The organism is Pantoea sp. B270 (genome assembly GCF_018726825.1).
In the GTDB taxonomy this organism is placed as follows: Bacteria; Pseudomonadota; Gammaproteobacteria; order Enterobacterales; family Enterobacteriaceae; genus Pantoea; species Pantoea dispersa.
On sequence record NZ_JAHCSX010000001.1, the window covers coordinates 3150854 to 3172317 of the forward strand.

A 21464-nucleotide genomic window follows, 5' to 3' on the forward strand; every position below is an offset into this window, starting at 1 on the left:
TTGCTGGTCGATGTGATGCAATTTGGGAGGCCTCTGGCCTCCCGAATTATTTGGGAGAAATAGTATGGCGAAAGAGTTTGGTCGCCCACAGCGCGTAGCGCAGGAGTTGCAGAAAGAGATTGCGATCATCCTGCAGCGCGAAATCAAAGACCCGCGTCTGGGTATGATGGTCACCGTGTCTGGCGTTGAGGTGTCACGCGATCTGGCGTATGCCAAAGTGTTCGTGACCTTCCTGAACGACCAGGATGAAGAAGCGGTGAAAAACGGCCTCAAAGCGCTGAAAGAAGCGTCTGGCTACATCCGTATTCTGCTCGGTAAAGCGATGCGTCTGCGCATCGTGCCAGAGCTGACCTTCTTCTACGATAACTCGCTGATTGAAGGGATGCGCATGTCGAATCTGGTGTCTAACGTGATCAGAAACGATGCTGAGCGACGGGGTGAAAGCCCGGCGGAAGACGACAAGGAGGACTGATGAGTCGTCCTCGTCGCCGTGGTCGTGATGTCCACGGTGTTTTCCTGCTGGATAAACACCAGGGCGCATCCTCCAACGATGTGCTGCAAAAAGTAAAACGCCTGTTTAATGCTAACAAGGCGGGCCATACCGGCGCGCTCGATCCGCTGGCCACCGGTATGCTGCCGATTTGTCTCGGCGAAGCCACCAAGTTTTCCCGCTATCTGCTGGATTCGGACAAGCGTTACCGCGTGATTGCCCGTCTGGGCCAGCGCACCGATACCTCCGATGCGGACGGCAATATCGTTGAAACGCGGCCGGTGACCTTCAGCCAGGCTGAGCTGGATGCCGCGCTGGAGAGCTTTCGCGGCGAGACGCTGCAGGTGCCCACCATGTTCTCGGCGCTCAAGTATCAGGGCCGCAAGCTGTACGAATATGCGCGCGAAGGCATCACCGTGCCGCGTGAAGCGCGACCGATTACCGTGTTTGAACTGCAGTTTATTCGCTGGCAGGGCGACGAGCTGGAACTGGAAATCCATGTTTCCAAAGGCACCTACATTCGCACCATCATTGACGATTTAGGTGAGAAGCTCGGCTGCGGTGCACATGTAATCATGCTGCGCCGTCTGCAGGTGGCGCGCTACCCGATTGCGCGCATGATGACGCTGGAACAGCTGCAGGCGCTGGCGGCGCAGGTTAATGCGGCGGAAACGCCGGATTACGCACCGCTGGACGCGTTGCTGTTGCCAATGGACAGCCCGGCGGAAGATTTTCCAGCGGTCAATCTGCCCACGCCGATCGCGGCCTGGTTCAAACAGGGCATGCCGGTCCAGGCGGAAAACGCGCCGGCCAGCGGGCTGGTGCGGGTGACCGAAGGTGAGCAGCAGAAATTTATCGGTATGGCGGAAATCGCCGACGATGGCCGCGTGGCACCGCGTCGTCTGGTAGTGGAGTTTGCCGACTGACCGCGTATTACCGCTGGGCGTTACAGCGCATTTGCGTTGCTACCGGGCGAAGAGTAGAATAGCGCGGCTTTAAAAGCGGGCTGCTGAATTAGAGATCGGCACCCATACATTCATTTTTTACTGGAGTTTATTATGTCTCTAAGCGTAGAAGCTAAAGCAGAGATCGTTGCTAAATACGGTCGTGGCGCTAACGACAGCGGTTCAACTGAAGTTCAGGTTGCTCTGCTGACTGCTCAGATTAACCACCTGCAGGGTCACTTCTCTGAGCACAAGAAAGACCACCACAGCCGTCGCGGTCTGCTGCGCATGGTATCCCAGCGTCGTAAGCTGCTGGACTACCTGAAGCGTAAAGACGTTGCACGTTACACCAGCCTGATCGAAAGCCTGGGTCTGCGTCGCTAAGTCTGAAGAATCTGATCAACGATGTAGCGCATGCAGTATGCAAAAAACCGCATCTGGCGATCAGATTTGTGCGAGTTTCGCGAAAAGGGGGCCTTTATGGCCCCTTTTTTCGAGCAATCCGCAGCAATCCGGACCAAACTCATGTATTGTTGCTGAGAGTGATCTTTGCTTGCAGAGGTTCGCGCGGCTAATGAGAGGCTTTACCGCAGGGGCGGTTAAGGGTTGTCATTAGTCGCGAGGATGCAACTAAAGATCGGTAATCCCCGGCGGGCCGAGCAGGCTTTGCCACGAATTTAAGGACTTAAATTTTGCTGAACCCGATCGTACGCAAATTCCAATATGGTCAGCATACCGTCACGCTGGAAACCGGCATGATGGCGCGCCAGGCCACCGCAGCAGTAATGGTAAGCATGGACGACACCGCGGTATTCGTTACCGTCGTGGGCCAGAAAAAAGCCAAAGCCGGTCAGGACTTCTTCCCTCTGACAGTGAACTATCAGGAGCGTACTTACGCCGCTGGCCGTATTCCGGGCAGCTTCTTCCGTCGTGAAGGCCGTCCAAGCGAAGGCGAAACCCTGATTGCGCGTCTGATTGACCGCCCGGTGCGTCCGCTGTTCCCGGAAGGTTTTGTTAACGAAGTACAGGTTATCGCGACTGTGGTATCCGTGAACCCGCAGGTTAACCCGGACATCGTTGCAATGATCGGTGCTTCTGCTGCGCTGTCACTGTCTGGCATTCCGTTCAACGGCCCAATCGGTGCGGCACGCGTCGGTTACATCAACGATCAGTACGTGCTGAACCCAACCGCGGATGAGATCAAACAGTCTCGTCTGGATCTGGTGGTTGCCGGTACGCAGAATGCAGTGCTGATGGTGGAATCTGAAGCGGACATCCTGACCGAAGACCAGATGCTGGGTGCTGTGGTGTTCGGCCACGACCAGCAGCAGGTTGTGATTGAAAACATCAATGCGCTGGTGGCCGAAGCCGGCAAACCACGCTGGGACTGGCAGCCAGAGCCGGCGAACGATGCGCTGATCGCACGCGTTGCCGCCCTGGCCGAAGCGCGCATCAGCGATGCTTACCGCATCACTGACAAGCAGGAGCGCTATGCGCAGGTTGGCGTCATCAAAGACGAAACCATCGCCGCACTGCTGGCTGAAGACGAAACGCTGGATGATGCCGAAATCGGTGACATCGTACACAGCCTGGAAAAGAACGTGGTGCGTACCCGTATCCTGAACGGCGAACCGCGTATCGATGGCCGCGAAAAAGATATGATCCGTGGTCTGGACGTGCGCACTGGCGTACTGCCGCGTACCCACGGTTCTGCGCTGTTTACCCGTGGTGAAACGCAGGCGCTGGTCGCTGCCACCCTCGGTACCGCGCGTGACGCACAGAATCTCGATGAGCTGATGGGCGAGCGTACTGACAGCTTCCTGTTCCACTACAACTTCCCTCCGTACTCCGTGGGCGAAACCGGTATGGTTGGCTCACCGAAGCGTCGTGAAATTGGTCACGGCCGTCTGGCGAAGCGTGGCGTGCTGGCAGTAATGCCTAAACAGGATGCGTTCCCGTACACCGTGCGCGTCGTGTCTGAAATCACCGAATCGAACGGTTCTTCTTCTATGGCTTCCGTGTGCGGTGCATCACTGGCACTGATGGACGCTGGTGTACCGATCAAAGCGGCCGTTGCCGGTATCGCGATGGGTCTGGTGAAAGAAGACGAGAAGTTCGTGGTGCTGTCTGACATCCTCGGCGACGAAGATCACCTCGGCGATATGGACTTCAAAGTAGCCGGTAGCCGTGAAGGTATCACCGCGCTGCAGATGGACATCAAAATTGAAGGTATCACCCGCGAAATCATGCAGGTGGCACTGAACCAGGCCAAGGGTGCGCGTCTGCACATTCTGAGCGTGATGGAACAGGCGATCAGCACGCCGCGTCAGGAGATCTCCGAGTTCGCGCCGCGCATCTACACCATCAAGATCAATTCAGACAAGATCAAAGACGTCATCGGTAAAGGCGGTTCAGTTATCCGTGCGCTGACCGAAGAGACCGGCACCACCATCGAAATCGAAGATGATGGCACCGTGAAGATCGCAGCGACCGACGGCCTGAAAGCCAAAGAAGCGATTCGCCGCATCGAAGAGATCACCGCTGAGATCGAAGTGGGCCGTATCTACGCCGGTAAAGTGACCCGTATCGTTGATTTCGGTGCCTTCGTGGCGATCGGCGGCGGTAAAGAAGGTCTGGTACACATTTCTCAGATCGCCGACAAGCGCGTAGAGAAAGTGACCGATTACCTGCAGATGGGTCAGGAAGTGCCAGTTAAAGTGATGGAAGTGGATCGTCAGGGCCGCGTTCGTCTCAGCATCAAAGAAGCGACAGAGCAGAAGCCAGCAGAAGAAACCGCTGCGGTGACGACGCCTGACGCCGAGTAAGCGTTTTTCCTGATCAGCCGCTCCCTGCCAGCTGGCGGGGAGCGGTGTTTGTATACCCGGAATGCGTGGCGCGCTGGTCAGCGTGTCAGTGCAGCTGAAGCAGGACGGGTATCATCGCGAGGGCGGGAACCCTTGTGCATAGCAGGCGGATGACAGGATGGTTATCCCAATGTTTGTATTCGGGAGTGGGAAATGAAGCCTTTTTTGCGCTGGTGTTTTGTTGCGACAGCTATCACGCTGGCAGGATGCAGCAACTCCAATTGGCGTAAGAACGAAGTTCTGGCAGTACCTTTGCAGCCCACACTGCAGCAAGAGGTTATTCTGGCGCGAATGGAACAAATTCTTGCCAGTCGGGCCCTGACCGATGATGAACGCGCACAGCTGTTATATGAGCGCGGAGTGTTGTATGATAGTTTGGGTCTGAGGGCATTAGCGCGAAACGATTTCTCGCAAGCGCTGTCTATCAGACCGGATATGCCGGAAGTGTTTAACTATCTCGGCATTTACTTAACGCAGGCAGGCAATTTTGATGCTGCCTATGAAGCGTTTGATTCTGTACTTGAGCTTGATCCAACTTACAACTATGCGCATTTAAACCGTGGTATCGCCCTCTATTACGGCGGTCGATACAAGTTAGCGCAAGATGATCTGCTGGCGTTTTATCAAGACGATCCTAACGATCCGTTCCGCAGCCTGTGGCTCTACCTCGTTGAACGCGAGATGGATGCCGACAAGGCAAAAGTGACGCTACAACAGCGTTACGACAAGGCGGCTAAGGACCAATGGGGATGGAATATTGTCGAGTTCTACCTGGGCGACATCAGTGAAAAAACATTGATGGAACGTCTCAAGGCGGACGCAACGGATAACACCTCGCTCGCTGAACATCTCAGTGAAACCAACTTCTATTTAGGTAAGTACTACCTAAGTCTGGGGGAGAAGGACGACGCGAAAGCGTTGTTCAAACTGGCGGTGGCCAACAACGTCAATAACTTTGTTGAACACCGATACGCATTGTTGGAACTGGCGCAACTCGGCCAGACACAAGACGATTTATCAGAATCTGACCAGCAATAGCTGACGAACTTTTATTGCCTGATTTACCCGTAAAGTCATCGCCTGAACAGGTGAGGGCTTTTCTGTTCGTCAAAACTTCTAATTTGAGCCGGTTCACACTTTTTGATGAAAATGACTGAAAGTTTTCACGACGAGTTATGTAGACTGGCCGCCGCAATCTAAGAGGCACGTGTACTACATGACTGATATTCAAACCACTTTTGCTGATCTGGGCCTGAACGCCGACATCCTCGAATCACTGAACGGTATGGGCTACGTTAAGCCATCGCCAATCCAGGCTGAGTGTATTCCTCACCTGCTGGCGGGCCGTGATGTGCTGGGTATGGCGCAGACCGGTAGTGGTAAAACAGCAGCGTTCTCGCTGCCGCTGCTGAACAACGTTGATCCTTCTGTCCGCGCACCGCAAATCCTGGTGCTGGCGCCGACCCGCGAACTGGCGGTTCAGGTGGCTGAAGCGATGACAGAATTCTCTAAACACATGCGCGGTATTAACGTCGTGGCCCTGTACGGTGGCCAGCGTTATGACGTGCAGCTGCGCGCACTGCGCCAGGGTCCACAGATCGTGGTTGGTACCCCGGGCCGTCTGCTGGATCACCTGAAACGCGGTACCCTGGACCTGTCCAGCCTGCGTGGTCTGGTACTGGACGAAGCCGATGAAATGCTGCGTATGGGCTTCATCGAAGACGTTGAAACCATTATGGCGCAGATCCCGGAAGGTCATCAGACCGCACTGTTCTCTGCAACCATGCCGGAAGCGATTCGCCGTATCACTAAGCGTTTCATGAAGGATCCGCAGGAAGTGCGCATCCAGTCCAGCATCACTACACGCCCGGACATTTCTCAGTCTTACTGGACCGCTTACGGTCGTAAGTCTGACGCGCTGGTGCGTTTCCTCGAAGCGGAAGACTTTGATGCTGCCATCATCTTCGTGCGCACCAAAAATGCCACGCTGGAAGTCGCAGAAACGCTGGAGCGTAACGGCTACAACAGCGCCGCGCTGAACGGTGACATGAACCAGGCGCTGCGTGAGCAGACGCTGGAGCGCCTGAAAGACGGTCGTCTGGATATCCTGATCGCGACTGACGTTGCGGCCCGTGGTCTGGACGTTGAGCGTATTAGCCTGGTGGTTAACTACGACATCCCGATGGATGCCGAATCGTATGTGCACCGTATCGGCCGTACCGGTCGTGCGGGTCGTGCTGGCCGTGCGCTGCTGTTCGTTGAGAACCGCGAGCGTCGTCTGCTGCGCAACATCGAACGCACCATGAAGCTGACTATTCCGGAAGTTGAGCTGCCTAACGCCGAGCTGCTGAGTCAGCGTCGTCTGGCGCAGTTCGCTGCCAAAGTTCAGCAGCAGCTGGAAAGCAGCGATCTGGATCAGTACCGTGCGCTGCTGGCTAAAATGCAGCCAGAAGAAGAGCTGGATATGGAAACGCTGGCCGCTGCACTGCTGAAAATGGCGCAGGGCGAACGTCCACTGATTCTGCCACCGGATGCACCACGTCCACAGCGTCGTGAATTCCGCGATCGCGATGAGCGTGGCGGCGACCGTCCACGTCGTGACAGCCGTGACAGCCGCGAAGGTGGCGATCGTCCACGTCGCGAACGTCGTGACGTTGGCGAAATGCAGCTGTACCGCATTGAAGTGGGCCGTGATGACGGTGTTGAAGTGCGTCATATCGTGGGCGCGATTGCTAACGAAGGCGACATCAGCAGCCGTTACATCGGTAACATCAAGCTGTTTGGTACTCACTCCACTATCGAGCTGCCAAAAGGCATGCCGGGTGAAGTCCTGCAGCACTTCACGCGTACGCGTATTCTCAACAAGCCGATGAATATGCAGCTGCTGGGCGATGCACAGCCACACGAGCGCACCGAGCGTCGTAGCGGTGGTCGTGACTTCGGTGGCGAGCGTCGTGGTAACCGCGAGGGTGGCAACCGTGAAGGTGGCGCACCGCGTCGTTTCTCTGAGCGTCGCGAAGGCGGTCGTGAAGGCGGACGTTTCAGTCGTGAAGGTGGCCGTGGCCCACGTCGCGACGAAGGCGCAGCTGCACCACGTCGCCGTGATGCATAAGCGTTAATCGCTTAAAAATAAAAAGGACGCGCAAGCGTCCTTTTTTTATGTCTGTAATGCGGACTTTACACGCCGCCGGCAATCAGCACCCGCTCACCAGTAACATAAGCCGACTCCTCCGACGCCAGGAACAGCGCCACCTGCGCCACATCTTCCGGCAGACCAAAGCGCCCCAGCGGCGTGGCCGCGATCAGCTGCGCTTTAAATTCCGCATTCATTTTTTTCGCTGCCAGCAGCCCTTCGGTCAGAATGATCCCCGGTGCCAGCGCGTTGACGCGAATATTGCGCGGGCCCAGCTCACGTGCCAGCCCCTGCGTTAAGGTATCGATTGCGCCTTTGGTCGCTGACCACAGCACCGAGCCGGGCAGGCTACGCTGGCTGTTCAGCGCGCTGAGGTTAATGATGCAGCCGCCGCGCGCCGGAAAATGCTGCGCCGCCTGCTGGCACACCAGCAGCGTACCGAGCAGATTGACGTTGAGCTGCTGCTGCATGTCGCTGACGCTGAGGCTGGCGAAGTCGCCATGGTGAAACATGCCGGCGTTGTTGACCACGATGTCTGGCGCGCCAAACTGCGCAATACTGCTGGCGAACAGGCGCTGCACGTCAGCTTCACGGGATATATCGGCCTGTACGGCGATGGCGTCGCTTCCCAGCGCGCAGATATCGGTCACCACATCCGCCGCGCCCGCTTCATCCTGACGATAATTCACCACCACCCGGGCGCCGGCCGCGGCGAAAGTCATGGCGATGGCGGCACCAATGCCTTTCGACGCGCCCGTCACCAGCGCAATTTTGCCTTCAAGTGCTTGCATTGTGTCTCTCCACCTGAGATTTCGGGTGAGTAAAGCATGCGCTGTTGCCGCTTTGTGCGGTAGCGCAATCCTGCAAGCTTTTTGCACGATCCTGCAAATCTGTGGCGCAGGGACTAGGCGCAACCGCATCGGCAGGTAAGAATGGGGATTCAGTGATTTTTCATCGCGGAGTGCATAACGCATGATTCATCAGGAACAGTGGCAGCAGCTGGTGGCGATGATTGCCCGTCACGCGCAGCAGGATGGGCGTACCGCCAGCGCGATTGACTTTCTCTCTTTTGGCCGCAGCTCGCACCCCTCCAGCCTGGCGCATATTGCCAGCTGGGCGGGGTTTGCGCTGATGGCCCAGGGCCAGAAAGCACTGCGCATGGGCGATGATGTGATGCATTACGGGCCGGGCGATCTGCTGCTGGTCACCATGGACATGCCGGTGCAGTCCTGCGTGGTGCTGGCGACGCCAGAGAAACCCTGTCTTGGCGTCGGCATCACCATCAACGAAGCGCGCCTGCTGCGCTATCTGGAGCATTTCCCGCCGCAGCAGATTGGCAGCGCTGCCCCTGAACGCAGCATTACCGTCCATAAAGTCGCGCCGTCGCTGGTGGATGCGGTGATGCGGCTGGTGGCGCTGCTGGATCAGCCGCAGGATATCGCCGCGCTGGCACCGCTGATTGAGCAGGAGATTTTCTATCGCCTGCTGACCGGGCCGGAAGGGCCGCGCATTCTGAACATGGCGCTGACCGAGCGCCCGGGCAACAAAGTGGCGCGCGCGGCGCGCTGGCTGCGCGAAAACTTTCATCAGCCGCTGAAGGTGGATCAGCTGGCCAGCAGCGTTGGCATGAGCATTTCATCGCTGCACCATCACTTTAAAGCGGTTACGGCGATGACGCCGATGCAGTATCAGAAGCAGCTGCGGCTCAACGAAGCGCGCCGGCTGATGATGATTGAGAAGCTGGATGCCGGGACGGCGGGCTATCGGGTAGGCTATCAGAGTGCGTCGCAGTTCAGCCGGGAGTACAGCCGTTTTTATGGCCAGTCACCGGCGCGCGATGTGCGCAAGATGGCGGTGGGGCCGGAAGGACTCTCCCCACCGCAGTAAGGCTTACAGCGTGCGTGCGGCTTCCATCGCCAGCGCGAACGAACGCAGGCGCGCCTGCGGATCGTAAATCTGGCCGTTGACCATGATCTCATCCGCCTGGGTTTCGCGCAGCAGCGCGGCAAGGCCGTGGCGCACTTTATCTTTATCGCCCACCACCGACATGCTCAGCGCCTGCTGCACGCCATACTGTTCGGACGGCGACCACAGGTTATCCATGTTCTCCACCGGCGCCGGCAGCGGGCCGGGCTTGCCGCGACGCAGATTAATGAACTGCTGCTGCATCGAGGTGAACAGGAAGCGCGCATCACGATCGCTGTCTGCCGCCACCACGTTGACACACACCATAGCGTAAGGTTTTGCCAGACGCGCAGAGGGCTGGAATTTTTCACGATACAGGTGCAGCGCCTGCAACAGCAGGTCTGGCGCGAAGTGCGAAGCAAAGGCAAACGGCAGACCAAGCTGCGCCGCCAGCTGTGCGCTATACAGGCTGGAACCCAGCAGCCATACCGGAATTTTCAGCCCGAGGCCGGGCACCGGCTGCACCGGCGGATGTTCGCCCTCTTCGGCATCGAACCAGCGGATCAGATCGGCCACATCTTCCGGGAAGCTGTCGGCCTGGGCGCTCGAAAGATGACGGCGCAGCGCCAGCATGGTGCGCTGATCGGAGCCGGGCGCGCGGCCCAGTCCGAGATCGATACGGCCAGGGTAGAGGGATTCCAGGGTGCCAAACTGTTCGGCAATCACCAGCGGTGCGTGGTTAGGCAGCATGATCCCGCCGGAGCCGAGGCGCAGCGTTTCGGTGTTAGCGGCGAGATAGCCAATCAGCACCGACGTTGCAGCGCTGGCGATGCCGGTCATGTTGTGGTGTTCGGCCAGCCAGTAGCGATGAAAGCCAAGGGCTTCAGCCTGACGCGCCAGCGCCAGCGAATTATGGAAGGCATCGCGCGCAGACGAGCCTTGCGGAATGGGGGCCAGATCCAGCACGGACAGGCGAACAGTTTTCTTCTCAGACATGGGTACTCCAGCAAAGGATGGCGCAGGTGATAAGTAAACCTGCACCAGTCAGTATTACGCATCATTACCCATATTAAAACTGCTAATAACGGCAGGAATATAGCCGGAATGTGCCTTTAACCGCCGCTATCCAGCGCCATTCCGGCCAGGCGGCGCCAGTAACCGTTGCTGTCGCTGCCGCGCGCCATCATCAGCGGCGCTTCACCCGCTTCGTTAGCGCGGAAGCGATCAACCTGTGCCAGCGTGCTCTCATCCTGCGGCGACAGGCGCACAATATCGATCCAGCCATGCATACCGGCGAGATCGTTGCCAAGGTTGTAACAGTAGCCGCTCATGGTCTGAATGCCGTTGAGGACAAATACCTGCTGGCCCTCCTGCGACAGCACGCGGCGTCCGGTGGGATAATCAATACAGCAGGTCTGGCAATCATCTTTGGCACGGTTTTCGGAACGCGCGGTAAAGCAGCGCGCCGACAGCGCCAGCGGCAGATGGCCATAGCCGAGCACTTCAACCTCAAACCGATCGCGCAGGCCAGCGTCATGGCACTGCTGCAACAGCTGAATCAGCCAGTCGCGTGACATCTCCACCGGCATGCACCAGCGCGTCATGCCCTCCTGCAGCAGCAGCTGGAGCGTCTGCGCGTTATACACATTCAGGGTGGGACCGGCGACAAACGGCAGTTTGCGCTCTGCCGCCATGTTCACGGTGCCGATATCGTTGGCTTCCAGTAAGAACTCACCGTTTTCAACATAGCGGCGCAGCTCTTTGACTTCGGAAGGCGACTGCAGCAGCGCCAGCGTGCTCAGCACCACCTGTTTGCCGCTGGCCGCCAGCGTGCGGCCCATCTCCATCCACTGACTGAACGCAGTGGCGCGGCGTTTGCTGCACACCGCTTCGCCGAGGTAGACAATCTCTGCGCTGCTCTCTGCGGCGCGCTGGTAAAACTGCTCCAGCGTAGCGGCTGGCCAGTACCACAGCACCGGGCCGATGGCGTATTTCATACGGTCTCCTTATTGCCAGTCGCGGTGATAGGCGCCAAGCGTGGTCTGGCTGCCTTCAGAAAGTTCACCGAGTGCGCGCATCCACGGCGCCTGCACCGTGAACTGTTGCGGATCGGCCATGCAGCGATCGATCGCCTGACGCCACACTTTCGCCACCTGCGCCACATAGGCCGGGCTGCGCTGGCGTCCCTCAATTTTCACCGAGGCGATATTGGCGCGCAGCAGCTCTGGCAGCAGCGCCAGGGTATTGAGGCTGGTGGGCTCCTCCAGCACGTGATAGCGCTGGTTATCCACCTCGTAGCGTCCTTTACACAGCGTCGGATAGCCCGCGCTCTCATCGGCGGCGTAACGGTCAATCAGTACTTCGTTCAGGCGCGACTCCATGCCCTGTGCCGTCTGCTGCCAGCGCACAAATTTGGCCGGTGAACAGGCGCCCGCGCTGTTCGGCGACTCGCCGGTCAGCCACGACGAGAGATAGCAGCGGCCTTCGGCCATGATGCACAGGCTGCCAAAGGCGAATACTTCGAGCGGCACCGGCGTTTCGCGCGCCAGCTGCTTCACCTGGTGCATCGACAGCACGCGTGGCAGCACCACGCGACTCAGCGCAAAGTGGCGGTGATAAAACTGAATGGCCTGCAGATTGGTGGCGGACGCCTGCACTGACAGGTGACGTTCAACCTGCGGGTAGCGGCTGGCGGCGTACTCCAGCGTGGCGATATCGGCCAGAATCAGCGCATCGGCACCGTTCTGTGCGGCGACGTCAATGGCGCTTTGCCAGCGGTTAAGGCCGTCAGGATGGGCGAAGGTGTTGATCGCCACGTGCAGTTTACGCCGGTGCTGATGCAGGAAGCGCGCGGCTTCTGCCAGTTTCTTATCGGTAAAATTGAGGCCAGCAAAGTGGCGGGCGTTGGTGTCATCTTTCAGGCCGACGTACACCGCGTCAGCGCCGTGCTCCACCGCCGATTTCAGCGCAGGTAAATTCCCCGCCGGACACAGCAGTTCCATACAATTTCCTCCCCCGGATTCTGAACGCCGTTGAGTGTAAGGAAGCGCAGGTGCAGCAATGTTGATTTAAGGCAGTGAAAGCGGGATTGCCAGGGCGGAATGGAGAATTTTCGCACAGACACGGGGCGATTTCCTTGATCCCGGTTGAGGTGAAAGCCGACGGATGTGGCAATATAGATAAAATTTTCTCAAGGGAGTGCAGCGCATGTTCGCACGCTTACGCGGCCTGTTAATTGAAAAAGGGCCGGAATTCCTCGCTTTACCGGTGTCGCTAACACCATTCGCCGTGAAAAAAACGGTTTTGCAACAACTCCTAAACTGGCAATTTCGTCATGCTTTGGCTGAAGGTGAGTTAGACTTTCTGCAAGGGCGCTATCTCGGCATTGAGATCGCGGACGTCAATCTGCGCTGGATCACCACGCTGCAGGACGGGCGCCTGACCGTTTCGCGCGACGCCGAAGCAGATGTCTGGTTTCGTGGCGAAGCCAACGATCTGCTGCTGGTAGCAGCACGCAAAGCCGACCCCGATATGTTGTTCTTTCAGCGCCGTCTGGTGATTGAGGGCGACACGGAGCTGGGACTGGAGGTGAAGAATCTGATGGATGCCATAGAACTGGACGCCATGCCCACGCCATTGCGCACGGGGTTGCTGCAGCTGGCTGCTTTTGTTGAGGCAGGAATGACACAGGACGCGAAGGCCGCTGAGGCGCGCGCGGGGATCTCATGTTGATTCGTACTGAAATTGGTGTGGACGCGGCAGGCATCGACAGCCTGTTAAAGCGCAGTTTTGCCACCGCAGCCGAAGCGGAACTGGTACAGCAGCTGCGTGAAGACGGTTTACTCACGCTGGGCGTGGTGGCCACCGATGACGAAGGCCAGGTGCTGGGTTATGCCGCCTTCAGTCCGGTGACGTTGCAGGGCGAGGATCGTAACTGGGTGGCGCTGGCGCCGCTGGCGGTTGATGCCTCGGTGCGCAGTCAGGGCATTGCTAAACAGCTGGTGTATGAAGGGCTCGATTCGCTCAATGAGTTCAGCTACAGCGCCGTGGTGGTGCTGGGCGATCCGCAGTTTTACAATCCGCTCGGCTTTGAACCGGCGGCGCGTCACGGCCTGCACTGCCGCTGGCCCGGCAGCGAAGCGGCGTTTCAGGTGTATAAACTGGCGGACGATGCGTTCGATGGGGCAGAAGGGCTGATCGCCTTCTCGGCACCTTTCAATCGTATCGACTAAACCACGCCGTTAAGCAGGCCGGCTGCTGGGCAACCAGCAGCAGTTTCTGCGCCCGGCTCAGCTGTTTTACCTGATACTCCAGCCGGGAAGCCGCCGCGCGATCGCCAGCCGCGCAGTGAAACACCAGCGTCAGCGGACCTTTGCCGCGCAGCGCGCGGGCACCGCGCCCCTGCTGGTGCTGCTGCAGGCGGCGGTTGACGTCAGTGGTGATGCCGGTATAAAGCATCCCGGCGGCGGTTTGCAGCATATATAGCTGCCAGCCCTGTTCCATTTACAAACCTCGTTCATGTGCTGGCGGGCAGTGTAACGCGCCTGCGGCCGCATCGCTATCAACGCACGGAGTTGCTCTTGTCTGACCATTCTCATCTGATTCGCTATCTGAAAAAACAGCACGTGCTGTCGCTGTGTGCCAGCGACGGCGATGCGCTATGGTGCGCCAACTGTTTCTACGTGTTCGATGAAGCGCGTATGGCGTTCTGGCTGATGACCGAAGCCGATACGCGTCACGGCGCGCTGATGGCGCGTCATCCACGCGTTGCCGGCACGGTGAACGGCCAGCCGAAAACGGTGCTGCTGATTAAAGGCGTGCAGTATCGCGGGCGTATACAACTGACCGATGAGGCGCAGGCGCTGAAGGCCTATCAGTCGCGCTTTCCGGTGGCAAAAAAAGTCACCGCGCCGCTGTGGGAAATTACGCTGGATGAGTTGAAAATGACCGATAACGCGCTGGGGTTTGGCAAAAAGATTGTCTGGCAGCGTTAGCCCGGCACGCGCGCAGGCGCACCGGGCGACCGCCTTACGCTGCGTTCAGAATGCGCAGGGATTCGCGGTTAAACGCGGGCAGGTCTTCAGGCGTGCGGCTGGTAACCAGCTTGTCATCATCAACCACCACCTCTTTATCGTAAAAGTCCGCGCCGGCATTACGCAGATCGATGGCGATAGCTTTCACGCAGGTCATTTTGCGACCGCGCACGCCGTTCGCGCTGATCAGCAGCTGCGGACCGTGACAGATGGCGAAAATCGGTTTGCCGCTGGCAACAAACTCTTTGGTAAAGGTGACAAAGCGATCGTCACCGCGCAGCGCGTCAGGCGAATGACCACCGGGCAGCAGCAGCGCGTCGAACTCGGCCGGGCTGACATGGTCAATATCCTTGTCGATTTTGACTTCGGCTTTGCCCTGTTTTCCCTTCACGGTTTTGCCCGCCTGCATCTCAATGGTGACCACTTCATGGCCCGCTTTGGTGAAGGCCTCGGCCGGTGAGGTAAACTCTGAGTCTTCAAATTCATCGGTAATCAGAACCGCTATTTTCTTGCTCATCTTTCTCCTCCTTGCTGGTCACGCACCTGCTGTGCGTGACACGTTTCAACAGACAAGTCTGGACCCTGAGCGCGGAAACGCAAGCCAGCCGGCACAGGCGGGATTGGTTAAATTCCGGAGACAGATCAAGTTTAAGCGTGACGACGCTGGCACACGGGCATAACCTGAATAACACTGTGGGATCTGCGTCGCGCCCTCCGCGCGGCATACGTTATTCAGTTGAATACGGAACCGGTCATGACCCAATTCGCCTCACCTGCACCAGCGGCCCGCTTCGCCTGGTGGAAACCGCTGCTGTTCCTCGCCGTGGTGCTTATCGGCCTGTGGTACGTTAAATGGCAGCCTTACTATGGCAAAGCCTTCACCGCCGCAGAAACCCATTCCATCGGCCGCTCTATTCTTGCCAATGCCGCAGATTCGCCGTGGCGCGCCGCGCTGGATTACGCCATGGTCTATTTTCTCGCGGTGTGGAAAGCCGCGGTGCTCGGTGTGATGCTGGGCTCGCTGGTGCAGGTGCTGATTCCGCGCCGCTGGCTGCTGCGCCTGATGGGCAGCAACCGGCTGGGGGCCACGCTGGTCGGCACCGGTTTTGGCCTGCCGGGCATGATGTGCAGCTGCTGTGCCGCGCCAGTTACCGTCGGCCTGCGTCAGGCGCAGGTTTCAAGCGGCGCGGCGATGGCGTTCTGGCTGGCGAATCCGCTGCTCAATCCGGCAACGCTGGTGTTTATGGGCTTTGTGCTCGGCTGGCAGTTTGCCGCCATTCGGCTGGTGGCGGGTGGGGTGATGGTGCTGGGCATTGCCATGCTGGTGCAGCGCAGCGTGCCGGAAACCGCCGTTGCCGCGCCGCTGTTGCCGCAAGAAAGCCATGAACGGTTTGTGACGCGCTGGCTGCGCGTGATGTGGCGGCTGTTCTGTAACACCATTCCGCTCTACATCGTGGCGGTACTGCTGCTCGGCGCCGCGCGCGTCTGGCTGTTTCCGCACGCGGACGGCGCGGTAGGGAATACGCTGTTCTGGGTGATGCTGATGGCCATCGCCGGCTGCCTGTTTGTGATCCCGACCGCCGCCGAAATCCCCATCGTGCAAACCATGATGCTGGCGGGCATGGGCGTCGCACCGGCGCTGGCGCTGCTGGTGACGCTGCCCGCGGTCAGCGTGCCGTCGCTACTGATGCTGCATCGCGCGTTCCCACCGCGCGCGCTGTGGATCGCCTTCTGCGGCGTGGCCGTCAGCGGCATGCTGCTCGGCACCCTCGCGCTGTGGCTGGCGTAGATACCAGATAGTCTGATTGCGGCTGCCGCGCCACAGCAGCCGCGCATCTTTTTCCGCTTCGATGAAACGTCCATCAATCAGCACGTCGATTTCCGCAATCACTTCACGCTGCGCCGCCGTCAGCTCCGCCAGGGTGTAGCCGGTCCACAGCCAGATATCTTTATCCGGACAGTCGCGGCGCACGCGCTTCACCAGCCGGCGAATATGCGGCACATTGTACGGATGCAGCGGATCGCCGCCGCTCAGCGACAGCCCCTGACGCGGAATGCGGCGATCCTGCAGATCGGCGATCAGTTGCTCCTCCATGGCCAGCGTAAACGGCACGCCGGAGTCAGGCCGCCAGGTGCTCTGGTTGTAGCAGCCGCGGCACTGATGTTCGCAGCCCGCGACAAACAGCGTGCAGCGCGTGCCGGGACCATTCACGATATCCACATCGTAGTAGCGATGAATGTGCATCATCCCAGCTGTCCGGTATCAAGGTGTTTGACGCGGCGCTGCACCTCTTCCTGCTTGCCGGCGTTGAACGGCCGCGCATCCGGGCTGCCAAGATAGCCGCAGACGCGGCGCGTGACCGAAACGCGCGCCGGATCGTGATTGCCGCAGCACGGACAGGTAAAGCCTTTGCTGGTACAGCTGAACTCGCCGCTGAAGCCGCACTCGTAGCACTCATCGATCGGCGTGTTGGTGCCGTAATAGGGCACGCGGTCGTAGCTGTAATCCCACACATCTTCCAGCGCCCGCAGGTTGTGCTGAATGTTGGGGTATTCGCCGTAACAGATGAAGCCGCCGTTAGCGATGGCCGGGTAGGGCGCTTCAAAGTCGATTTTGTCGTACGGATTGACCTTTTTCTCTACGTCGAGATGGAAGCTGTTGGTGTAATAGCCCTTGTCGGTCACGCCCGGCACCACGCCAAATTCGGCGGCATCAAGGCGGCAGAAGCGATCGCACAGGTTTTCACTGGGCGTACTGTACAGGCTAAAGCCGTAGCCGGTTTCCGCTTTCCACGCATTCACCGCCTGGCGCAGATGCGTCACAATCGCCACGCCGGTTGCGCGCAGATGCGCGGCATCATACGGATGCACGGCGTTGCCGCTTAGCGCGTTAAGCGTTTCATGCAGACCGATATAGCCCAGCGAGATCGAGGCGCGGCCGTTGCGAAAGATCTTGCCCACCTCGTCGTCCGGGTTGAGCCGTACGCCGCAGGCGCCTTCCATATAAAGAATCGGTGCGACGCGCGCTTTGGTTTTTTCCAGCCGGGCAATGCGGGTCATCAGCGCCCGCTTCGCCAGCGCCAGGCGTGCATCCAGCAGCGTCCAGAAGCGGGCTTCGTCTCCCTGGGCTTCTAACGCAATGCGCGGCAGGTTGAGGCTGATCACGCCGATGTTGTTGCGGCCCTCATGAATCTGCTCGCCGTTTTCCTCGTATACGCCGAGGAAGCTGCGGCAGCCCATCGGCGTTTTAAACGAGCCGGTGACTTCCACCACTTTGTCGTAGTTGAGGATATCCGGATACATGCGCTTGCTGGCACACTCCAGCGCCAGCTGTTTGATGTCGTAATTGATGTCGCCGGCGCGGCGATTGACGCCTTCGCGAATGGCAAACACCAGCTTAGGAAACACTGCGGTTTTATGGTTTTTGCCCAGCCCGGCGATGCGGTTGCGCAGAATCGATTGCTGAATCAGGCGCGCCGCCCAGTCGGTGCCGAGGCCAAAGCCAAAAGTGACGAACGGCGTCTGGCCGTTGGCGGTGTGCAGCGTATTAACCTCGTACTCCAGCGACTGAAACGCGTCGTAGCACTCTTTTTCCGTGCGTGCGTGCGCGTAAGCTTCCACGTCAGCAATTTGCCATTCGCGGGCAATCTGGCGATGTTTTTCGAGGCTGAGGGTGACAAATGGCGCCAGCACTTCGTCAATGCGGTTAATGGTGGTGCCGCCGTAAATATGGCTGGCGACCTGCGCGATGATCTGCGCCGTCACCGCGGTGGCGGTGGCGATGGATTTTGGCGGTTCAATCTCGGCGTTACCCATTTTGAAGCCGTGCGTCAGCATGCCGTGCAGATCGATCAGCATGCAGTTAAACATCGGGAAGAAGGGGGAGTAGTCGAGGTCGTGATAGTGGATCTCACCGCGTTCGTGCGCCAGCACCACATCGCGCGGCAGCAACTGCTGCTGGGCATAATGTTTGGCCACGATGCCGGCCAGCAGGTCGCGCTGCGTCGGGATCACTTTGCTGTCTTTGTTGGCGTTTTCGTTGAGCAGCGCCGCGTTGGTCTGTTCCACCAGGCCGCGAATGGCATGGTGCAGCTTGCCGCGCTGCTCGCGCGCCAGATCGCGGTCGTGACGGTATTCAATATAGGCGCGCGCCAGCTGCGGCCAGCGTCCGCTCATCAGCGCCTCTTCCACGGCACACTGGATGTCACGAATATCGACTTCAGCCTGGGTTGCCAGCTGCGCGCTGACCTGCTGAGCGACCGTCGTGCACCAGGCCAGGTCGTCAACCTGGGCGGCCTGCGCGGCGGCCCGCACTGCAGCTTCAATGCGCCGGGCATCAAACGGCACCCTGCAGCCGTCACGCTTAATCACTACCGTTGCCATCTTCCCTTCTCCGCTGAAAACTACATGTAGATAATTTTAAGGAGTGTAATCGCAACATGTGGTGTTTCAGAGGGAATTAATCGCACTGTTTTTGACCTGTCGCAAAGAAGCGCGGCCAGCGCCTGAAAGCCGTGCAGTGGTCAACAGCCGCTACACTGAAAAGTTTTAAGCCGCACAAACTTCAGCCGGTTGCAACTTGCTTTGCGTTGCGAAACAGGTTTAATGAGCGTTTTGCGCCATTTCCGGCCCATCGTTTTGCCTTACAAGGATGCCCACCATGCTTCTGCCCCGTACGCTGCTGGCCGTTTTGTGTTCCCTGACGTTTTCCACGCAGGCCGCACCGGCAGGCGATCTGCCACTGATGCCGTGGCCACAGCAGGTGACGCAGCCCGCAGGCGGTGGCGCGTTTACCCTGACGCCGCAATTTTCGCTGCACATCACCGGCGATCATCTGGAAGGGGCCGAAGCGCGCTGGCGCGCCCGCATTGCGCGGCAAACCGGCTGGGCGCTGTTGCCCGCCAGCCCGGCCAGCGATCGTCCCGCCATTCAGATCCGGATTGCCGACGCGGTCGATCCGCTACCGCAACCGGACAGCGACGAAAGCTACCGTCTGGAGGTCAGCAGCAGTGGCGTACTGCTGCAGGCACCAACCCGTTTTGGCGCGATGCGCGGCATGGAAACCCTGCTGCAGCTGATCGCCAACACCGCCAGCGGCACGCAAATTCCCTTTGTCACCATTGACGATCGGCCGCGCTTCCCGTGGCGCGGCGTGCTGATCGACCCGGTGCGCCACTTCCTGCCGCTGGAAACCCTCAAGCGGCAGATTGATGGTATCGCCGCGGCGCGCATGAACGTGTTCCACTGGCACCTGACCGACGATCAGGGCTGGCGCTTTGCTTCCAGTCACTATCCGCAGCTGCAGCTGCAGGCCAGTGATGGGCTGTTCTACAGCCAGCAGCAAATGCGCGAGCTGGTGCACTATGCCACCCAGCGCGGCGTGCGCGTGGTGCCGGAAATCGATCTGCCCGGCCATGCTTCTGCCCTGGCCGTAGCGATGCCGGAGCTGATGAGCGCGCCGGGTCCATATGCCATGGAGCGCGGCTGGGGGGGGTTTAAACCCTTGCTCGATCCCAGCAATGAAGCGGTGTTTCGCTTTATCGATACGCTGATTGGCGAAGTCGCGGCGATCTTTCCCGATCCCTACATTCACATCGGTGGGGATGAAGTCGATCCCAGTCAGTGGAACGCCTCACCGAAGATTCAGCAGTTTATGCGCGACCACGGCCTGCAGGACGCCCATGCGCTGCAGGCGTGGTTCAACCAGCGAGTTGAGAAGATTCTCGCCGCGCATCAGCGGCGCATGCTTGGCTGGGATGAGGTGTACCATCCCGACCTGCCGAAAAGTATTGTGATTCAGTCGTGGCAGGGGCAGGACGCGCTGAGCGAAGTGGTAAAGCAGGGGTATCGCGGCATTCTTTCCACCGGTTTTTATCTCGACCAGCCGCAGAGCGCCGCGTATCACTATCGCAATGATCCCTGGCCGCAGGGGCTGAACGGCGTCGATCAACTGCGCGCCGACGATCAGGCGCAAAGCTGGCAGTTCACTATGCCGCGTCTGAAAGGCAGCGCGGTGCAGGGCAGTTTCACTCTGATTGAGAGCAAAAACGGCTGGCGCGGCTTTATCGATTTCAGCGGCAAGGCGCGACGCCAGGTCAGCGATATTCGCTGGCTGTCGCCGACGCAGCTGACCTTCAGCGTCGACAGCTGGATGGGGCCGTTTCAGCCGGTGGTGACGCTGACGCGTGACAGCCTGACCGGCTACGTGCTGGTGGGCAACGTGCGCTATCCGACCACAGGCAGCAGGCTGGCGCAGATACCGGCCGGTATTGCCCCGGTACTGCCCACGCCCGCTCAGCTGCAGCGTGATTTGCTGGGCGGTGAAGCGGCGCTGTGGGCGGAGAACGTGAATAGCCGGGTGATTGATACGCGGCTGTGGCCGCGCGCCTTTGTGGTGGCGGAGCGGCTGTGGTCGGCGCAGGATGTGACCGACAGCGAGAATATGTACCAGCGGCTCAGCGCGATTGATCGCTGGGGGACGGTGTCGGTCGGCCTGCAGCAGCATCAGCAGGCCGAGGTGCAGATGATGCGGCTGGCCAACAGCAGCGATATCACTCCGCTGCGCGTGCTGGCGGAAGTGCTGGAACCGGCGCAGTATTACACCCGCCAGCACCTGAAGTTTCAGGCCGGGCATTATGACTATTTTGAGCCGCTGAACCGGCTGGCGGACGTGTTGCCGGCCGAGAGCGAGCCGGTGCGGCTGCTGGATAAGCAGGTGGATGCGCTGATTGCCAATCGCGGCGATCATGCTGCCGCCAGCGCCCTGCGCCATCAGCTGCAGCGCTGGCAGCGCAACAGCGATGCGGTGATGCCGCTGGTGCTGGGCAATTATCAGCTGAAAGCACTGCAGCCGCAGGTGCGCCAGGTCGCAGAGCTGAGCCGGATGGGGCTGGATCTGGTGAATGCGCTGGAGCGTAACCAGGCCTACGGCGCAGGCGAGGTGGCGCAGATGCACGCCCAGCTGGATGCGGCGGCGCAGGTGCAGGATGAAACGGTGCTGGCGCTGGTGCGACCGCTGGAGAAACTGCTGCGATCGTCGAGATAGGGAAGATCGGAAGTCACGAACTATGCAGGGGCATCATTGATGACGACCAG

General features: G+C 59.3%; 20 protein-coding genes and 1 pseudogene. 13 read left to right on the forward strand and 8 right to left on the reverse strand.

The genetic code is table 11. From position 1 onward, the window contains the following. Nucleotides 1-64: 64 nt before the first annotated feature. The 7 genes from rbfA (at nucleotide 65) to KOL70_RS14965 (ending at nucleotide 7410) form a co-directional block, all read left to right on the forward strand. On the forward strand, nucleotides 65-472 hold the full coding sequence (gene rbfA, locus KOL70_RS14935) for a 30S ribosome-binding factor RbfA (protein ID WP_021507701.1): 408 nt from the start codon (nucleotides 65-67) through the stop codon (nucleotides 470-472). Further along, nucleotides 472-1416, forward strand: coding sequence for a tRNA pseudouridine(55) synthase TruB (gene truB / locus KOL70_RS14940; protein WP_058780382.1), 945 nt, complete (start codon nucleotides 472-474; stop codon nucleotides 1414-1416). The genes rbfA and truB overlap by 1 nt, the downstream gene beginning before the upstream one ends. A gap of 132 nt (nucleotides 1417-1548) precedes the next feature. Next, nucleotides 1549-1818, forward strand: a complete 270-nt coding sequence (gene rpsO, locus KOL70_RS14945) for a 30S ribosomal protein S15 (protein WP_010615981.1) — start codon at nucleotides 1549-1551, stop codon at nucleotides 1816-1818. A gap of 308 nt (nucleotides 1819-2126) precedes the next feature. Continuing rightward, nucleotides 2127-4259 carry a polyribonucleotide nucleotidyltransferase gene (gene pnp, locus KOL70_RS14950; RefSeq protein WP_058770684.1) on the forward strand — a complete coding sequence of 711 codons (2133 nt, stop codon included), beginning with the start codon at nucleotides 2127-2129 and terminating at the stop codon, nucleotides 4257-4259. Between the two features lie 192 nt (nucleotides 4260-4451). Beyond that, nucleotides 4452-5336 (forward strand): lipoprotein NlpI, encoded by an 885-nt coding sequence (gene nlpI, locus KOL70_RS14955; protein WP_021507697.1) that lies wholly within the window; start codon nucleotides 4452-4454, stop codon nucleotides 5334-5336. Nucleotides 5337-5441: 105 nt separating this feature from the next. Beyond that, nucleotides 5442-5498 carry a protein YrbN gene (gene yrbN, locus KOL70_RS23810; RefSeq protein ID WP_098053093.1) on the forward strand — a complete coding sequence of 19 codons (57 nt, stop codon included), beginning with the start codon at nucleotides 5442-5444 and terminating at the stop codon, nucleotides 5496-5498. Nucleotides 5499-5514: 16 nt separating this feature from the next. After that, nucleotides 5515-7410 carry a DEAD/DEAH family ATP-dependent RNA helicase gene (locus KOL70_RS14965; protein ID WP_058759574.1) on the forward strand — a complete coding sequence of 632 codons (1896 nt, stop codon included), beginning with the start codon at nucleotides 5515-5517 and terminating at the stop codon, nucleotides 7408-7410. Nucleotides 7411-7475: 65 nt separating this feature from the next. Here KOL70_RS14965 and KOL70_RS14970 read toward each other — a convergent pair whose 3' ends face one another. Continuing rightward, nucleotides 7476-8222 carry an SDR family NAD(P)-dependent oxidoreductase gene (locus KOL70_RS14970; protein ID WP_021507695.1) on the reverse strand — a complete coding sequence of 249 codons (747 nt, stop codon included), beginning with the start codon at nucleotides 8220-8222 and terminating at the stop codon, nucleotides 7476-7478. A 181-nt stretch (nucleotides 8223-8403) separates the two neighbouring features. Between KOL70_RS14970 and KOL70_RS14975 the strand changes: the two genes are divergently transcribed. Next, nucleotides 8404-9318, forward strand: coding sequence for an AraC family transcriptional regulator (locus KOL70_RS14975; protein WP_215480833.1), 915 nt, complete (start codon nucleotides 8404-8406; stop codon nucleotides 9316-9318). Nucleotides 9319-9321: 3 nt separating this feature from the next. Here the strand turns inward: KOL70_RS14975 and KOL70_RS14980 are convergent, their stop codons facing one another. The 3 genes from KOL70_RS14980 to KOL70_RS14990 all read right to left on the reverse strand — a co-directional run bounded on the left by KOL70_RS14980 (nucleotide 9322) and on the right by KOL70_RS14990 (nucleotide 12338). Beyond that, a complete protein-coding gene (locus KOL70_RS14980; protein WP_021507693.1) occupies nucleotides 9322-10332 on the reverse strand; it encodes an LLM class flavin-dependent oxidoreductase in 1011 nt (336 codons plus the stop codon). A 116-nt stretch (nucleotides 10333-10448) separates the two neighbouring features. Beyond that, on the reverse strand, nucleotides 10449-11333 hold the full coding sequence (locus KOL70_RS14985; protein WP_058759572.1) for a U32 family peptidase: 885 nt from the start codon (nucleotides 11331-11333) through the stop codon (nucleotides 10449-10451). Nucleotides 11334-11342: 9 nt separating this feature from the next. After that, entirely contained in the window at nucleotides 11343-12338 is a 996-nt protein-coding gene (locus KOL70_RS14990) for a peptidase U32 family protein (protein WP_058759571.1), read from the reverse strand. A gap of 205 nt (nucleotides 12339-12543) precedes the next feature. Here KOL70_RS14990 and KOL70_RS14995 point away from each other — a divergent pair, with 205 nt between their 5' ends. Further along, nucleotides 12544-13068 carry an SCP2 domain-containing protein gene (locus tag KOL70_RS14995; protein WP_058759570.1) on the forward strand — a complete coding sequence of 175 codons (525 nt, stop codon included), beginning with the start codon at nucleotides 12544-12546 and terminating at the stop codon, nucleotides 13066-13068. Beyond that, nucleotides 13062-13568, forward strand: a complete 507-nt coding sequence (locus KOL70_RS15000) for a GNAT family N-acetyltransferase (RefSeq protein WP_021507689.1) — start codon at nucleotides 13062-13064, stop codon at nucleotides 13566-13568. The genes KOL70_RS14995 and KOL70_RS15000 overlap by 7 nt, the downstream gene beginning before the upstream one ends. Here the strand turns inward: KOL70_RS15000 and KOL70_RS15005 are convergent. Continuing rightward, a complete protein-coding gene (locus KOL70_RS15005; protein WP_021507688.1) occupies nucleotides 13552-13839 on the reverse strand; it encodes a GIY-YIG nuclease family protein in 288 nt (95 codons plus the stop codon). The two genes, KOL70_RS15000 and KOL70_RS15005, sit on opposite strands and share 17 nt — an antisense overlap. Nucleotides 13840-13916: 77 nt before the next feature. On the opposite strand from KOL70_RS15005, the gene KOL70_RS15010 reads away from it, so the two are divergent. Next, nucleotides 13917-14330: a YhbP family protein gene (locus tag KOL70_RS15010; protein ID WP_058759569.1), complete on the forward strand. Its 414-nt coding sequence runs from the start codon at nucleotides 13917-13919 to the stop codon at nucleotides 14328-14330. A 34-nt stretch (nucleotides 14331-14364) separates the two neighbouring features. Here the strand turns inward: KOL70_RS15010 and KOL70_RS15015 are convergent, their stop codons facing one another. Then, a complete protein-coding gene (locus KOL70_RS15015; RefSeq protein ID WP_021507686.1) occupies nucleotides 14365-14886 on the reverse strand; it encodes a type 1 glutamine amidotransferase domain-containing protein in 522 nt (173 codons plus the stop codon). Nucleotides 14887-15123: 237 nt separating this feature from the next. On the opposite strand from KOL70_RS15015, the gene KOL70_RS15020 reads away from it, so the two are divergent. Further along, nucleotides 15124-16158 (forward strand): permease, encoded by a 1035-nt coding sequence (locus KOL70_RS15020; protein WP_215480834.1) that lies wholly within the window; start codon nucleotides 15124-15126, stop codon nucleotides 16156-16158. On the opposite strand, the pseudogene nrdG reads toward KOL70_RS15020, so the two are convergent. Beyond that, nucleotides 16153-16617: pseudogene (gene nrdG / locus KOL70_RS15025) on the reverse strand (anaerobic ribonucleoside-triphosphate reductase-activating protein); the annotation flags it as partial. The gene KOL70_RS15020 and the pseudogene nrdG sit on opposite strands and share 6 nt — an antisense overlap. Next, on the reverse strand, nucleotides 16614-18752 hold the full coding sequence (gene nrdD / locus KOL70_RS15030; RefSeq protein WP_215480836.1) for an anaerobic ribonucleoside-triphosphate reductase: 2139 nt from the start codon (nucleotides 18750-18752) through the stop codon (nucleotides 16614-16616). The pseudogene nrdG and the gene nrdD, both read right to left, overlap by 4 nt. 277 nt (nucleotides 18753-19029) lie before the next feature. Between nrdD and KOL70_RS15035 the strand changes: the two genes are divergently transcribed. After that, on the forward strand, nucleotides 19030-21414 hold the full coding sequence (locus KOL70_RS15035) for a beta-N-acetylhexosaminidase (RefSeq protein WP_215480837.1): 2385 nt from the start codon (nucleotides 19030-19032) through the stop codon (nucleotides 21412-21414). The last annotated feature ends 50 nt before the right edge of the window (nucleotides 21415-21464 follow it).